The organism is Desmonostoc vinosum, from assembly GCF_059505385.1.
Window position 1 is genome coordinate 1 of sequence record NZ_JCACKM010000029.1, and the last position, 13,670, is coordinate 13,670.

Consider the following 13,670-nt stretch of genomic DNA (forward strand, 5'->3'; position numbering starts at 1 on the left):
CGCCTGCGGAGGGAAACCCTCCTTTACTCGCTGTCTCACCGCGTCCCCGCGTCCCTGCGTCAACCAAAACGCGAAATCTAAAAAACCTACCCATAAGAGCCTGCTCCCCGCCCGCTGCTCCCTTGCCTCCATTCCCCAACCCAGAAGATTTTTAGCAAAGCGATCGCGCATCGGCCGCCAAATGTAACAGATTGCAACGTATAATGAGAACGGTCAAAACCATTAAGAAATATTGAATAACAGTAGGTTTAAATGCGAGTAGCGATCGCCGGTGCTGGTTTAGCAGGGCTTTCCTGCGCGAAATATCTCATAGATGCGGGTCACACACCCATCGTCTTAGAACGCCGTGACGTATTGGGTGGCAAAGTGGCAGCTTGGAAAGACTCTGATGGAGATTGGTATGAAACCGGTCTGCATATATTTTTTGGGGCATATCCCAATATATTGCAGTTATTCAAAGAACTGGATATTGAGGATAGATTGCAGTGGAAAGAACACACAATGATTTTCAACCAGCCCAATGCACCGGGAACCTACAGCCGCTTTGATTTTCCAGATATACCAGCACCTTTAAACGGGATAGTGGCAATTCTGCGAAACAACGACATGCTGACATGGCCCGAAAAAATTCGCTTTGGCATTGGGTTGTTGCCTGCAATGATTCAAGGGCAAAAGTACGTAGAGGAAATGGACAAATACTCGTGGCGGGAATGGCTGAAAAAGCAGAATATTCCCCCAAGAGTGGAAAAAGAAGTTTTCATCGCCATGTCTAAAGCGTTGAACTTCATCAACCCAGAAGAAATTTCCTCCACTGTCTTGCTGACAGCCCTCAATCGCTTTCTTCAAGAAAAAAACGGCTCAAAAATGGCATTTCTTGATGGTTCGCCCACAGAAAGATTATGCCAACCCCTAGTAGATTACATCACCGAACGTGGTGGGGAAGTTCGCTTAAACGCCCCATTGAAAGAGATTTTGCTCAACCCTGACGGCACAGTCAAAGGCTTCTTACTGCGGGGGTTAAATAGTGCAGCAGACGAAGTTTTCACAGCTGACCTATACGTGTCCGCCATCCCAGTTGACCCGCTAAAAGTTCTACTTCCTCAGCCTTGGCAACAGATGGAGTTCTTCCAAAAGCTAGAAGGACTCGCAGGCGTACCTGTGATTAACTTACATTTGTGGTTTGACCGGAAGCTTACACAAATCGATCACCTGTTATTTTCGCGATCGCCCCTGCTCAGCGTTTATGCTGATATGAGTAATACTTGCCGTGAATACGCCAACCCTGATCGCTCAATGCTAGAACTAGTCCTAGCCCCAGCAAAAGATTGGATTGCTAAATCCGACGAGGAAATCGTCGCTGCAACTATTGCCGAATTAGAAAAACTCTTTCCTGATCACTTCGGGGGAGACAACCCAGCCAAATTATTAAAATATCATGTAGTGAAAACGCCGCGTTCAGTTTATAAAGCGACCCCTGGTTGTCAACAATACCGTCCCTCACAAAAAACTCCCATCGCCAACTTCTATCTGGCAGGGGATTTCACCATGCAACGCTATCTGGCCAGTATGGAAGGAGCTGTGCTTTCTGGTAAGCTAACAGCGCAGGCGATCGTTGATGCGCCCCCAGTAGCAAATGCCTTAAACCTGCAAACGCTCACCCGACCGCCTGCAACGAATGCTGCAACTGCTTGATTCCCCCCCGCGCATGAAAATGCTGGTCTCTGTAGACGAGTCCTACAAACTTTGTCGGCAACTTATAGCCAAGTATTCCGCGACCTTTTACCTTAGCACTTTGCTCCTGAGCAAAGAAAAACGCCCTGCTGTGTGGGCAATTTATGCTTGGTGTCGCCGTACAGATGAACTGGTAGACGGCCCCGCGTCTGCTCTTACCACGTCAGAAACCCTAGACTTATGGGAGCAGCAGCTAGAGTCAATTTTTGCTGGGCATCCAGTAGATAATTTCGATGTCGCCTTGGCTGATACCGTTCAAAACTTTCCGCTGGACATTCAGCCTTTTCGCGATATGATTGCCGGTCAGCGAATGGACTTATACCGCAGTCGTTACGAAACTTTTGAGGAACTATACCTCTACTGTTATCGTGTTGCTGGCACTGTCGGCTTGATGTCAACAGCAATCATGGGTTTAGACAACACCAGAAATACAGCGCCGTGGAACAATGAACAACAGCGCTATGTTCCCACAGAAGAAGAAATTGCCTTGGGAATTGCCAAGCAATTAACTAATATCCTCAGAGATGTCGGTGAAGATGCGCGGCGGGGGCGAATTTATATCCCTCTAGAAGATTTGGCGCAATTCAATTACACAGAACAAGACTTATTCAAAGGCGTAGTGGATGACCGCTGGCGCTCCATAATGAACTTTCAAATTAAACGGGCACGACAGTTTTATACCAGAGCAGAAAAAGGAATTTCTTACTTATCCACTGATGCACGTTGGCCTGTTTGGGCAGCTTTGATGCATTACAGCGGAATTTTAAAAGTCATTGAGCGTAACGACTATAACGTATTCACTCAGCGTGCTTACGTACCCCAGTGGCAAAAAATCTCATCTTTGCCTGTGGCTTGGATGCGATCGCAAGTACTATGAGAAATTAGTCCTCTGTCCTCTGTTACAAAGTTCTGAGCGTCGGAAGCCGGCGCTCAGACTTTGCGCTTTGTCCTTTGTTATTTATGACGACAAAGGACAAAGAACTATTGACCCAACAATAAAAATCTGCTAATATAACTATTCGTGACCCTGGAGAGGTGGCTGAGTGGTCGAAAGCGGCAGATTGCTAATCTGTTGTACGGCAGGCAACTCCGTACCGAGGGTTCGAATCCCTCCCTCTCCGTTTTCTTCATCCCTTACGTCCAAGAATAAATTCTGATACAGGGATAAGTGCTTTCACTCTCTGAGGAGGATGATATTATTTATCCTTTGGAGTCTGTTGAGATCAAGCTAAGCTAAAAATCTAGTTTGAATCTTACTTGCAGACTCCTGAATATTAGAGGAGTGAAAGTAATCTATGTCAAGAATTAGGGCTGCCTTAGCGCTGAGTTTAGCTACCATAGCAACTGGGTTTCTTGTAGGGGCTTGTGAGGATACCGGAAGCGGGCCTGCAAACACAGCCAGCCCAGGTACCACAGCCAGTAGTGCCGCAGGATTAAAAATTGGTTCCTTGCTGCCAACAACAGGAGATTTAGCCTCCATTGGACAGCAAATGGCACCTTCTGTTCCCTTGCTAGTCGAAACAGTCAACGCTTGCGGCGGTGTCAACGGTAAACCTGTTTCTTTAGTTTTTGTAGACGACCAAACAGACCCGAAAGTCGGTGCTGCTGGTATGACTAAGCTAGCAACAGTAGATAGAGTTGCAGGTGTTGTTGGTTCCTTTGCTAGCAGTGTTTCCACAGCTGCTGTCTCAATTGCTGCCCAAAATAAGGTGATGCTGATTTCACCTGGTAGCACCAGCCCCGTATTTACCCAAAAAGCGAAAAACGGCGACTTCAAAGGCTTTTGGGCGCGTACAGTTCCCCCTGATAGCTACCAAGGCCCAGCTTTAGCCGAACTTGCCAATAAAAAAGGCTTTAAGCGAGTCTCCACCGTCGTCATTAACAATGACTATGGCGTCGGTTTTGAAAAAGCATTTGTCCAAGGTTTTGAAAAATTGGGCGGAACCATAGTTAACAAAAACAATCCTGTACGCTACGACCCCAAAGCGACTACCTTTGAAACTGAAGCTACAGCCGCTTTTGCTGGGAAGCCAGATGCAGTACTTGGTGTTTTTTATGTAGAGACAGGTAGCCTACTGCTAAAATCTGCGTATCAGCAAGATTTGGTGAAAGGTGTACAGGTCATGCTGACAGATGGAATGAAGTCAGACGAATTCCCCGGTCAAGTTGGTAAAAGTAGCGATGGTAAATACATTGCTTCTGGAGTCATTGGGACAGTACCTGGTTCTGATGGTAAAGCATTAGATGCTTTTAAAAAACTCTGGCAATCTAAGAAGGGTGGTTCGCCAGGGGAATTTGCTCCCCAAGCCTGGGACGCTGCTGTTTTATTAGTACTATCAGCCCAAGCTGCTAAAGAAAACACAGGTACAGGGATAGCAAGCAAAATTCGTGAAGTTGCCAATGCACCAGGTACAGAAGTTACCGATGTCTGCGAGGGACTCAAGTTACTCCAAGAAGGTAAAGATATTAACTACCAGGGAGCGAGTGGTAACGTAGATGTTGATGCCAATGGTGATGTTGTCGGCGTTTACGATGTTTGGCAAGTAGGCGACGACGGCAAAATTAAAACGATTGACAAAGTTACACCAAAATCAGCTGGGGAATAGGGAATGGGGAAGGCGAAACAAGACTGCCCATAAGTGGCGTCGAAGTTTGAACTTACTGACGTGGCAAGACTAAAATAGTGCGATAGCCGTAGTGTAACAACACAGCTAATACCATTTCACATTAATGGCGATACACATAAATCTTGTAGAGACGCGCCATAGCGCGTCTCTGTATTTGTAAGCTAATAATCATTCAAATTGCATCTCCGCGTCTCCCCTTAAGCGCGTCCTCCGAAGTTTGCTCAACGGGGGGAACCCCCGCACGCAACTTCTCTTTGCGTCTTTCTGAGGCAAAGGATTATGCAAGTTAAAGGCAGATTAGCTTATCAGGATTTCCGTGAATTGGTGTTAGTCCACTACAAATTTTCGATAAAAAGTTAAGAGTTATGAGTGAAAACTAACTCATAACTCTTAATTATCGAACAGTACTGAGTACAGTCAACACTTAAAAACCAGTGAAGTTATAACCAACACCTAACATCAAGCCAATATCAGTTTCATCAAAAAAGCCAGCATTGACTGCGGCAGTTGCTGTAAATTGAGCATTTAGAGGCACATCGATGCCGCCTGATGCTAAAACACCTACTTCTGAGTTATCGCCAGTTTTGATGGCTGCACCCACTCCTACGTAAGGCGCAATGGCTAGCGGTTCGCTAAAGGGATCAGCTTGTTGTAAGGTGAAATCGTAGGTGAGGGGAATAAGAATTGTTGTCTCGTTTCCAAAGATTGCTGACGGACGTACCGATAGGGCATTTGTCAGCCCGACTTTACTGATAACTGCAACGTTACCGTCGCTTAAAGATGATTGATTACCATCTATACCAATGTTACCAGCAACACCGATATAGCTTCTACCGCCACGGGTAGGTCTACCGATATCAATATCTGCTTGGGCTACTTCTGGTGCAGATGATGGTTGAACAGTTGGTTGAGTAGTGGGTTGTGGATACTCAGAAGTCAGTGCTACAGATGAAGTTGCTACTGTTCCTGGAACAGGTGTAAATGTCCGGCTAGCAGTTTCTTGGATATTAGCACTGGGGAACTGCTGAATTTCAGTAATCTTGGTTACTGGAGATTGTTCAGTTGTTTCAGTCGCTAAATTTTGGTTTTGAGTTTCTAATGACGCTAGGGTTGCGGAAGATTCGGTCAAAGTCTGGCTGCTGACTGTGTCTGCTGTCTGTGCAGTTGCGGATAAGCCAGTACCAAGAACTGCAAAAGCAGCTAAACTTGGCAACCAAAAAATACCTTTACGCGGAAAGATAGTATTCACATTCACTCCTAAAAAAATATTGCCACAATAAATAAAGGGTTATGTTGATTTGGTCAACAAATTCTGGCAATACTCAAAATTTAGCACCAAAAAATCGATTTTTGCATCTTTATTTTGAGGTATATAGCTCTTTTGGGAATTACACAAGAATTGCCGAAAAGTTTAATTTGTTGTAGACACATTCGCGTAGCGTCTTGTAGAGAAGCGGCTTCTTGCAGGATACCGCCAAGATGCCGAAAACACCAAGAATTCGGAGAGTGTGCGTAAGTCGTACCTTTTTAATTACGTCAAATGCTGCTTTTTGTGGCGCACAAAATTGTTGTACTTACTGTATATTGAGTAACTTATGTATACGAGAATTAAAGATTACTAACTGCCTGGGCAATTAATTTGGAGACGAAGGGCAAAATATCGCGACTTTTAGCGTGTGCTTTGCCTTCGGTAAAGACTACTAATAGGTAGGGACGCTGATTTGGTAACTCAATGTAGGCTGCATCATGGCGAACTTGACTTGTCCAACCTGCTTTTGACCAAATTTGGCTATCTTGAGGAAGTCCACCACCTAGAAAACCTGTGACCTGATCTTCTTCGACATCTGTGGGTAAATCATCGGGTTTGAGGCTGCGTTTGAGTAAAGCCATCATCGCTTGCGATCGCCCGCTTGACACCGCTACCCCACCGATAATACTATGCAATAATTTGGCGATCGCATTTGTTGTTACCATGTTGCGATTGTCGAGCATTTCTCCATAAAATGCCCGTTCTCGACCATAGGGGCCGTCACACCAAGTTTTTTGACAGACGTTAATCGTCTGCATTTCTTCCCAGCCTAAAGATTGGTAATAGCGGTTAATAATATGACGTTGATATTTCCATGTTTCAAATGGCGCTGCTGGTAATTCTGGGCCGGAGGTTGTGCCGCTGAGAACATCTACAACTAGGCTAGTGGCATCGTTGCTAGACTCGACAATCATATCGCGCAGGGCACGCTCTAATTCCTTGGAAGTTTGAGCCATGCCTCTCTCTAGCCATTCGTTAACTGCTACTAAATAGAATAATTTGACCACACTCGCTGGATAAATTCGCTCAAATCCACGATAAGTAAAACCACGTATGTGATGGTTCCAAAAAGCATCTGGAGTTAAAGCACCACCAGTATTGACTAGGACTGGCGGATCGTAAACAATCCATGTCAGTGCAATTTGGTTACGGGCTAACATCCCAAATGCAGACCATGTTGTCTCTAAAATTCCATTACCAAGATTTTCGAGTTGTTCGTCTTTATTAAAAAAAATCATTCTTGAATAATGTCCTTTAACTTAAAATCGGCTGAGTATCAGTGTCTGGCAGACCTGAACATCTATGATTCTCCTGAGTGTGTGCGCTTGGCAACTCAAGCCGCATCTGGGCGACATTTATGGGTAACATCAAATCATCGAGATTGTGCGGTTGAGGTGCATTTGTGTGAAGATGACTATCCAGGGTGGGTATCCTTTGCTGATTTGGGTACGCTACAACCTGCTAGTGTACTTTATCAGGCTAAATCATTTTCGCGATCGCAGATTAAAAAACTGCTACTGGGGGTGATCGAATTTACTCAAAAAGCGATGCAACAGACTAATTATTACCTCTGGGGTGGTACAGTCGGGCCAAATTATGATTGTTCTGGGTTGATGCAGGCGGCGTTTGTGGCAGTAGGTGTTTGGTTGCCTAGGGATGCCTATCAGCAGGAAGGTTTTACTCAAACAGTCGCAATTGCCGAGTTGGCAGCTGGGGATTTAGTATTTTTTGGAACTAGCCAAAAAGCCACGCATGTAGGACTTTATTTAGCAGATGGCTATTATATCCACAGTTCGGGCAAGGAACAGGGACGCAATGGTATTGGTATTGACATACTCTCAAAACAGGGAGATGAGGTTAGTCGGTCATACTATCAGCAACTGCGAGGTGCTGGTAGAGTTGTGAAGAGTTACGAACCAGGAAAACGCAGAGGACACGAAGGTATATGAGGAGTGGGTTGGTTTTTGAGGGGATGAATGCAGAGAATGGGGCAACTTCAGCAAATATCCCTGATGTTTCGGTGGTAGTGCCGGTGCGTGATGAAGTGGAAAGTCTGCCAATGTTGGTAGAAGCGATCGCTTCTACTTTATCAGCTACTCAGTTAAGTTATGAAATCATTTGTATAGATGATGGTTCAACCGATGGTTCGGCTGAGTTTCTTAAACAACAAGCGCAAGTACGTGATGATTTAAAAGCGGTGATTCTGCGGCGTAATTATGGACAAACGGCGGCGATGTCGGCTGGATTTAATTATGCAGTCAGCAAGGCAATTGTGACTTTAGATGCTGACCTCCAGAATGACCCGGCAGATATCCCGATGTTATTAGCAAAATTGGATGAGGGTTATGATTTAGTGAGTGGTTGGCGGCAAAATCGCCAAGATGGGGCGCTAAATCGGCTACTACCTTCTAAAATTGCCAACTGGCTAATTCGCCGTACCACTAGCGTAGATATTCATGACTATGGCTGTTCGCTCAAAGCCTATCGGGCGGAGCTAGTGGCAGACATGAATCTTTACGGGGAACTACACCGATTTTTACCTGCTTTGGCGTATATTGAAGGGGCAAGAATTACCGAAATGCCTGTACGTCATCACGCTCGCCGCTTTGGTCGCAGTAAGTATGGACTATCGCGAACTTTCCGGGTATTGATGGATTTGTTAACCATTTTGTTTATGAAAAAGTTCCTCACACGCCCGATGCATGTTTTTGGGCTGTTGGGCTTAATTTCGATGGTTTCAGGCGGGATAATTGGAATTTACTTGACTTTTGTCAAATTGGTCTTGGGTGAGATGATTGGTAATCGCCCTTTGCTGATTTTGGCGGTGCTGCTGCTGGTAACTGGAGTGCAATTGTTTTGTTTTGGTTTATTGGCAGAGTTGCTCATGCGTACATACCATGAATCTCAAGGAAGGCCTATCTATCGCGTGCGAGAGGTAGTAGCAAAAAATGTTAAATAAAGTAACAATATAAAGACCTCGCCCTTTAAGGGCGGGGTTTAAATCAAACACACTTAAGCATTAAGTTGCATCTACCTTGAAAATTTTTCATACCTTTGATGCCCCATTGCGGCACAACCTGCTGATATTATTTACGGCAGGTTTATTGTTCTGGTCGAGCGTCACTACGTTCTTACCAACTTTACCACTCTACATCGAAGATGTGGGCGCAACCAAGCAGCAAATTGGGATTGTGATGGGCGGTTTTGCCATTGGTTTGTTGTTATTTCGCCCCATGTTGGGAAAGTTGGCAGATCAACGCGGCCGTAAACTAATTTTATTAATTGGTGCGGCCGTAGCGGCGATCGCCCCTTTTGGTTATTTAATATTTACATCACTACCAATGTTGATGCTGGTGCGAATTTTTCATGGTGTCAGCCTTGCGGCTTTTACCACTGGCTACAGTGCTTTAGTAGCAGACTTAGCCCCTGTGGAAAATCGGGGTGAAATTATTAGTTATATGAGTTTGACGGGCCCCATTGGTATGGCAATTGGCCCAGCTTTAGGAGGTTATTTAGAAGATACAACAGGTTACGCACTCTTATTTCTCATCGCTGCGGAATTAGGTTTTGTGGCCCTGTTGAGTACTATACAAATCATTAGTCCACCCCTACAAAAACAGCAGCAAAGCCAGGGGAATGATGATAAATTTTGGCAAATTTTGATTAGTCCACGGGTGAGAGTACCAGCCGTGGTCATGCTGTTAGTGGGTTTAACGATTGGCGCTATACATACTTTTGTACCGTTGTTTATCAAGTCAACTGGGGTAAATTTGAATGCTGGATTATTTTTTACAGCAGCAGCCCTCTCCAGTTTTAGTTTAAGGCTGTTTGCGGGTCGAGCTAGCGATCGCTTGGGTCGTGGTTTATTTATTACTCTTGGGATATTCTGTTATGGCTTGGCGTCGCTGTTGCTATGGTTAGCCAATAGTGCCAACGCTTTTTTAATCGCTGCAATCATTGAGGGTTGTGGTGGTGGTATGCTAATGTCTATGATTACTACGATGATGGCAGACCGCTCGCTACCACAAGAACGTGGGCGGATATTTGCCATGTGCATCGCGGGATTTGACCTTGGTATTGCGATCGCCGCACCACTTTTGGGTTCTATTGCTGAACAAGTCGGATATCGAAATATGTTTGGTTACGGTGCTGGTTTGACATTCCTGGCACTAATTATCTTCCTAACCCAATCCAGCAAAGATTTGCCTAATTCCTTGCGTTTTGCCCTTGGTCGTGGTCAAGATGTATATTCGTTAAAAAAATTGTAGACATGTACCACGTTACAAGTAACAGAGACGCGTCGCTGCGCGTCTCTTTGCAGTAATATACGGGCGAGGAGGGATTCGAACCCCCGACACCGTGGTCCGTAGCCACGTGCTCTAGTCCACTGAGCTACACGCCCTTACAAGAAATCAATAATAGCATGTTCCGATAAAATGATGCAAGACAATTCTTTATCTAGTTCTGCCAGTTTAACCCATCTTGATGATCAAGGACACGCACAAATGGTTGATGTGTCTGGCAAAGCGCCCACAATCCGAGAAGCGGTTGCAGTTGCTAAAGTGCGAATGTTGGCGACGACCTTTGGAGCGATCGCTGCTGGCAATGTTCCCAAAGGTGATGTCTTAGCAACTGCCAGGTTAGCTGGAATTATGGCAGCGAAACAGACTGCTAATTTGATTCCCTTATGTCATCCCTTGCCTTTGCAAAAAATTACAGTTGACATTACACCAGATCCTCAACTACCTGGTTATCAAATTTATGCCACAGTTAAAACCAAAGCCGAAACTGGTGTAGAGATGGAAGCCTTAACCGCTGTTTCTGTGGCAGCGTTGACTTTATATGATATGGCGAAAGCTTTAGAAAAGTCTATTCAAATTGAATCAATTAGTTTAGTAAGCAAAATTGGCGGAAAATCGGGAGATTATTCTATTTTAAAAATGGGAAGTGGGGAGTAGGGAAAAGTTTACTAGGTTGGTAGTAAGGACTTTAGTAGACCTCTTGCAAAAGTCGGATACTCGCCAGAAAATAAATTTTCTGGCTGATAACTCAAGTCGGTTGAAACCGACTAATAACAGTATTTTTAGTCCGTTTCAACGGACTTTTGCTATTAGGCAGAGACTTGAGTCTCTGACGGTTCAAGTATTTTTGCAAGAAGTCTAGTGCTTAGAATAAGGACTAAAGTCCTTACTACGAACTTCAGCTTACTCAATCTCACCGATGGCTTTGTTAAGAGCGGTTGGGCCTTCGTATTCTTCATTTGCTGGCAATTGCTCTAACAAAGAAAGAATTTTTTGATCAGCACCGTGTTTTTTAGCGTGCTTAATCAATTCTTGTTTACTGGCAGGATAGTCAACACCTTTCAAGTGTTTTTGTATTTCTATAGGATTTGCCTTGGCCATTTTTATCTACCTTTGAAGGTCTTTTTTATCTTCACCAGGAGATACATGCCTTCCCTCTATCAAAAAGATGAATCATTTTTAACCATAGATAAATAAAAGCTCATCCACTTGGTTGATGAACATTGGACAAAAGGGACTAGGGAATGGGGAATGGGGAATGGGGAATGGGGAATTGGGAATGGGGAATTGTCATTAATCATTAATTTATTCTCCGCGTCCCCGCGTCCTCGCGTCCCCGCGTCTCTCATCTCCCTCATCCCTCGGTTGGTGAGTTTCGGCTACGCGGTAATCGAGCGAAGTCGAGATTCAATTACCGCAAAGTCGAACCACACCCCCCTCATCTTCCCTAGTCCACTGTCCACTGTCCCTAGTTTCTAGGGTAGGTTTTCGGGATCAACGCCAATGCTACGTAAATATGCTGCTAACTGTTCTGCCCGTTGACGTTCATGCTCAGATCTTTGTTGCTCTTGCTGCAACAATAATTCAGCTTGTTCAGCTCGTTGATTGAGTTCCACCGAGGTTAAAAATTTTTGTCCATCTGGACGATAAATTGCTAACTCTCCTAACCCAGTTTCAAAACGGCATCCTAAACGGGGACTAACCCAGCCATCTATTTGCCACAGCTTTGTTAAATGGTCATTTTGTCGCCACCAACCATCTAATTGAAAGCTTTCTGGGTTGTATAAATAATATTCTTCGACACCGTAAGTATCATAAAATTCTAACTTTCGTTCCATTTCTTTAGTGTCGTTACTAGGAGAAAGAATTTCAAAAACTACTTGCGGTGAGATATTTTCTTCTTGCCATTGACGATAAGAACCTCGTCTACCTTTTGGTCTGCCAAAGATAACCATTACATCAGGTGCTGTTGGGGTAATCAACTGAGAACGGACGGGATACCATAATAAATCTCCGGCAATCAAAACATTGTCATTTTTAGCAAACAGAATCTCTAAATTCTCCTTGATTAGGACAATCCAACGATACTGTTCTGTGTTTTCTGACATTGGTTTGCCGTCACTGTCAGGATAGAGTAAGTCGGAGTCTGTTTGCTCAAAGACATTCATAAAGCAATTAAATTCAGAATTCCAAGTGAATACTTACTTTAAATTTTAATGTTTGTAGCTCTCAACAGCTGCCCTGAGATTACCTTGATGCTCTGATAGAAGCTTTTCACCTTCTTGTTTTGCTAATCCAGTCCAGTGCATTAATAGTGCTAACTTGACCCATTTACCGCTATTTTCTAATAAAAAACCAGCGGCTTCTCGACTTAAACCTGTGAGGTCTTGTAGAATTCGTAAAGCGCGATCGCGTAATTTTTGATTGGTAACTGCTACATCTACCATCCGATTTCCGTAAACTTTGCCCAGCTTAACCATCACTCCTGTGGAGAGGATATTTAAAGCTAGCTTGGTGACTGTACCCGCTTTGAGGCGAGTTGAACCTGCTAGTACTTCTGGCCCTGTCAGTATACGAATGTCCACATCAGCATCAAAGCTGACTTGTTCAGCGGGAACACAGGCGATAAAAATAGTCATTGCTCCCCGTTGCCGGGCGGCGTTGAGGGCACCGTAGACAAACGGCGTTGTCCCACCAGCGGTAATCCCAACTACTACATCTAATTGTGTAATATGTCGTTGAGCGATCGCTGCTTCGCCATCTTCGGCACAGTCTTCTAAATCTTCAGAACTGCGTACTAATGCACCAGCACCACCAGCAATAATTCCCTGTATCAATTCTGGAGGTGTACAGAAAGTTGGGGGGCACTCAGCAGCATCCAATACTCCCAACCTCCCACTTGTCCCCGCACCAACATAAAACAGGCGTCCTCCATGGTGTAAACGTTCTGCGGTACCATCAATTGCTTTAGCCAGCTGAACTTTTACCGCCGCCACCGCTGCCACCGCTTTTTGGTCTTCGTTATTAAATAACTCCACCAACTCTACAGAACTGAGTTGGTCTAAATTCAGGCTATCAGGATTTACCTGCTCGGTTAAAAGATGCCCGCGTTCCTGCAAGTTTGTCATTTTTTCTTTGTCCTTATCAACTGAATGACCAATAACCAGTTACAATAATCCTTCTAATTTGCGACGAATTTTTTCTAGTTCCGAATCAGAAAACTCTGACTCTTCTGCTGGTGGCACTTGGTCAATAGAGAAGGTATCCTGATTAAGATCATCCTTTTGGTCTTCTAGTTGCCAGTCGGTTTCTTCTACGTTGATTTCTGGGGGAGTGACTACAGAAGTGCTGTTTTCTGGAATAATTTCCCATTCATAGCCAGCACTATCGCAAAAGTCTTTGATTTCCTCTGGATCAATAGCCTCTATTGAAGGTGAGGGAAAATCTTGGGCTTCCAGCATTAAAGCATAACGCGTGGCATCGTCTTCTGACTCAAACATGAGAATTTTATTGCGATCGCCCACCCGAATCGTGTGAATTCCCTCATTTTCCGTGCGAGCATTAAAAATCAATACAAAAACACGCATTGGTATAGTCATCTGTCCTTTTTTTCAACTATCTATTCTTATTAAAGTTCTAGGTTGTACTTCTGGGAAAGACACAGCAATAATTTTCACTCGATTGCGGAATTTCCTGAGAGGG

The 13,670-nt window shown here is 44.4% G+C and carries 14 protein-coding genes and 2 tRNA genes; 9 read left to right on the forward strand and 7 right to left on the reverse strand.

Annotation, left to right across the window (positions count from 1 at the left end):
- Positions 1 to 252: 252 nt before the first annotated feature.
- The 4 genes from pds (at position 253) to AC5JMF_RS04015 (ending at position 4,337) form a co-directional block, all read left to right on the forward strand.
- Positions 253 to 1,692, forward strand: a complete 1,440-nt coding sequence (gene pds / locus AC5JMF_RS04000) for a 15-cis-phytoene desaturase (protein ID WP_495794430.1) — start codon at positions 253 to 255, stop codon at positions 1,690 to 1,692.
- A complete protein-coding gene (gene crtB / locus AC5JMF_RS04005) occupies positions 1,676 to 2,608 on the forward strand; it encodes a 15-cis-phytoene synthase CrtB (protein WP_495794431.1) in 933 nt (310 codons plus the stop codon). Before pds ends, crtB begins: the two co-directional genes overlap by 17 nt.
- Before the next feature lie 152 nt (positions 2,609 to 2,760).
- A tRNA-Ser gene (locus AC5JMF_RS04010) sits at positions 2,761 to 2,852 on the forward strand.
- A gap of 174 nt (positions 2,853 to 3,026) precedes the next feature.
- Positions 3,027 to 4,337 (forward strand): ABC transporter substrate-binding protein, encoded by a 1,311-nt coding sequence (locus tag AC5JMF_RS04015; RefSeq protein ID WP_495794432.1) that lies wholly within the window; start codon positions 3,027 to 3,029, stop codon positions 4,335 to 4,337.
- Positions 4,338 to 4,782: 445 nt separating this feature from the next.
- On the opposite strand, the gene AC5JMF_RS04020 is transcribed toward AC5JMF_RS04015, so the two are convergent.
- Together AC5JMF_RS04020 and AC5JMF_RS04025 are read right to left on the reverse strand one after the other, a co-directional pair.
- Positions 4,783 to 5,607, reverse strand: a complete 825-nt coding sequence (locus AC5JMF_RS04020) for a hypothetical protein (RefSeq protein ID WP_495794433.1) — start codon at positions 5,605 to 5,607, stop codon at positions 4,783 to 4,785.
- Positions 5,608 to 5,966: 359 nt separating this feature from the next.
- The gene (locus tag AC5JMF_RS04025; RefSeq protein ID WP_495794434.1) at positions 5,967 to 6,905 is read right to left on the reverse strand and encodes a serine hydrolase; all 939 of its coding nucleotides are present in this window, start codon (positions 6,903 to 6,905) and stop codon (positions 5,967 to 5,969) included.
- Positions 6,906 to 6,914: 9 nt separating this feature from the next.
- Here AC5JMF_RS04025 and AC5JMF_RS04030 point away from each other — a divergent pair, with 9 nt between their 5' ends.
- The 3 genes from AC5JMF_RS04030 to AC5JMF_RS04040 all read left to right on the forward strand — a co-directional run bounded on the left by AC5JMF_RS04030 (position 6,915) and on the right by AC5JMF_RS04040 (position 9,935).
- Complete coding sequence (locus AC5JMF_RS04030; protein WP_495794435.1) at positions 6,915 to 7,616, forward strand: C40 family peptidase; 702 nt, start codon at positions 6,915 to 6,917, stop codon at positions 7,614 to 7,616.
- Complete coding sequence (locus tag AC5JMF_RS04035; protein ID WP_495794436.1) at positions 7,613 to 8,626, forward strand: glycosyltransferase family 2 protein; 1,014 nt, start codon at positions 7,613 to 7,615, stop codon at positions 8,624 to 8,626. The genes AC5JMF_RS04030 and AC5JMF_RS04035 overlap by 4 nt, the downstream gene beginning before the upstream one ends.
- A gap of 76 nt (positions 8,627 to 8,702) precedes the next feature.
- Complete coding sequence (locus AC5JMF_RS04040) at positions 8,703 to 9,935, forward strand: MFS transporter (protein ID WP_495794437.1); 1,233 nt, start codon at positions 8,703 to 8,705, stop codon at positions 9,933 to 9,935.
- 60 nt (positions 9,936 to 9,995) lie between these two features.
- Here AC5JMF_RS04040 and AC5JMF_RS04045 read toward each other — a convergent pair.
- Positions 9,996 to 10,069: transfer RNA gene (locus AC5JMF_RS04045), tRNA-Arg, on the reverse strand.
- A gap of 37 nt (positions 10,070 to 10,106) precedes the next feature.
- Between AC5JMF_RS04045 and moaC the strand changes: the two genes are divergently transcribed.
- Both moaC and AC5JMF_RS04055 read left to right on the forward strand, forming a co-directional pair.
- Positions 10,107 to 10,625 carry a cyclic pyranopterin monophosphate synthase MoaC gene (moaC, locus tag AC5JMF_RS04050; RefSeq protein ID WP_495794475.1) on the forward strand — a complete coding sequence of 173 codons (519 nt, stop codon included), beginning with the start codon at positions 10,107 to 10,109 and terminating at the stop codon, positions 10,623 to 10,625.
- 43 nt (positions 10,626 to 10,668) lie between these two features.
- A complete protein-coding gene (locus AC5JMF_RS04055) occupies positions 10,669 to 10,830 on the forward strand; it encodes a hypothetical protein (protein ID WP_495794438.1) in 162 nt (53 codons plus the stop codon).
- Between the two features lie 41 nt (positions 10,831 to 10,871).
- Here the strand turns inward: AC5JMF_RS04055 and AC5JMF_RS04060 are convergent, their stop codons facing one another.
- The 4 genes from AC5JMF_RS04060 to AC5JMF_RS04075 all read right to left on the reverse strand — a co-directional run bounded on the left by AC5JMF_RS04060 (position 10,872) and on the right by AC5JMF_RS04075 (position 13,567).
- Positions 10,872 to 11,069 carry a DUF2795 domain-containing protein gene (locus tag AC5JMF_RS04060; RefSeq protein ID WP_495794439.1) on the reverse strand — a complete coding sequence of 66 codons (198 nt, stop codon included), beginning with the start codon at positions 11,067 to 11,069 and terminating at the stop codon, positions 10,872 to 10,874.
- A gap of 374 nt (positions 11,070 to 11,443) precedes the next feature.
- Positions 11,444 to 12,136, reverse strand: a complete 693-nt coding sequence (locus tag AC5JMF_RS04065) for a Uma2 family endonuclease (protein ID WP_495794440.1) — start codon at positions 12,134 to 12,136, stop codon at positions 11,444 to 11,446.
- 45 nt (positions 12,137 to 12,181) lie between these two features.
- Entirely contained in the window at positions 12,182 to 13,096 is a 915-nt protein-coding gene (gene murQ, locus AC5JMF_RS04070; RefSeq protein ID WP_495794441.1) for an N-acetylmuramic acid 6-phosphate etherase, read from the reverse strand.
- Between the two features lie 39 nt (positions 13,097 to 13,135).
- On the reverse strand, positions 13,136 to 13,567 hold the full coding sequence (locus AC5JMF_RS04075; RefSeq protein WP_495794442.1) for a DUF3110 domain-containing protein: 432 nt from the start codon (positions 13,565 to 13,567) through the stop codon (positions 13,136 to 13,138).
- Positions 13,568 to 13,670: the final 103 nt, after the last annotated feature.

What these genes read in the sequence shown, in the direction of transcription:
- pds (WP_495794430.1), top strand. Translation starts at nt 253, where the DNA reads ATGCGAGTAGCGATCGCCGGTGCTGGTTTAGCAGGGCTTTCCTGCGCG.
- crtB (WP_495794431.1), top strand. Translation starts at nt 1,676, where the DNA reads ATGCTGCAACTGCTTGATTCCCCCCCGCGCATGAAAATGCTGGTCTCT.
- AC5JMF_RS04015 (WP_495794432.1), top strand. Translation starts at nt 3,027, where the DNA reads ATGTCAAGAATTAGGGCTGCCTTAGCGCTGAGTTTAGCTACCATAGCA.
- AC5JMF_RS04025 (WP_495794434.1), bottom strand. Translation starts at nt 6,905, where the DNA reads ATGATTTTTTTTAATAAAGACGAACAACTCGAAAATCTTGGTAATGGA.
- AC5JMF_RS04030 (WP_495794435.1), top strand. Translation starts at nt 6,915, where the DNA reads ATGTCCTTTAACTTAAAATCGGCTGAGTATCAGTGTCTGGCAGACCTG.
- AC5JMF_RS04035 (WP_495794436.1), top strand. Translation starts at nt 7,613, where the DNA reads ATGAGGAGTGGGTTGGTTTTTGAGGGGATGAATGCAGAGAATGGGGCA.
- moaC (WP_495794475.1), top strand. Translation starts at nt 10,107, where the DNA reads ATGCAAGACAATTCTTTATCTAGTTCTGCCAGTTTAACCCATCTTGAT.
- AC5JMF_RS04060 (WP_495794439.1), bottom strand. Translation starts at nt 11,069, where the DNA reads ATGGCCAAGGCAAATCCTATAGAAATACAAAAACACTTGAAAGGTGTT.
- AC5JMF_RS04065 (WP_495794440.1), bottom strand. Translation starts at nt 12,136, where the DNA reads ATGAATGTCTTTGAGCAAACAGACTCCGACTTACTCTATCCTGACAGT.
- murQ (WP_495794441.1), bottom strand. Translation starts at nt 13,096, where the DNA reads ATGACAAACTTGCAGGAACGCGGGCATCTTTTAACCGAGCAGGTAAAT.
- AC5JMF_RS04075 (WP_495794442.1), bottom strand. Translation starts at nt 13,567, where the DNA reads ATGACTATACCAATGCGTGTTTTTGTATTGATTTTTAATGCTCGCACG.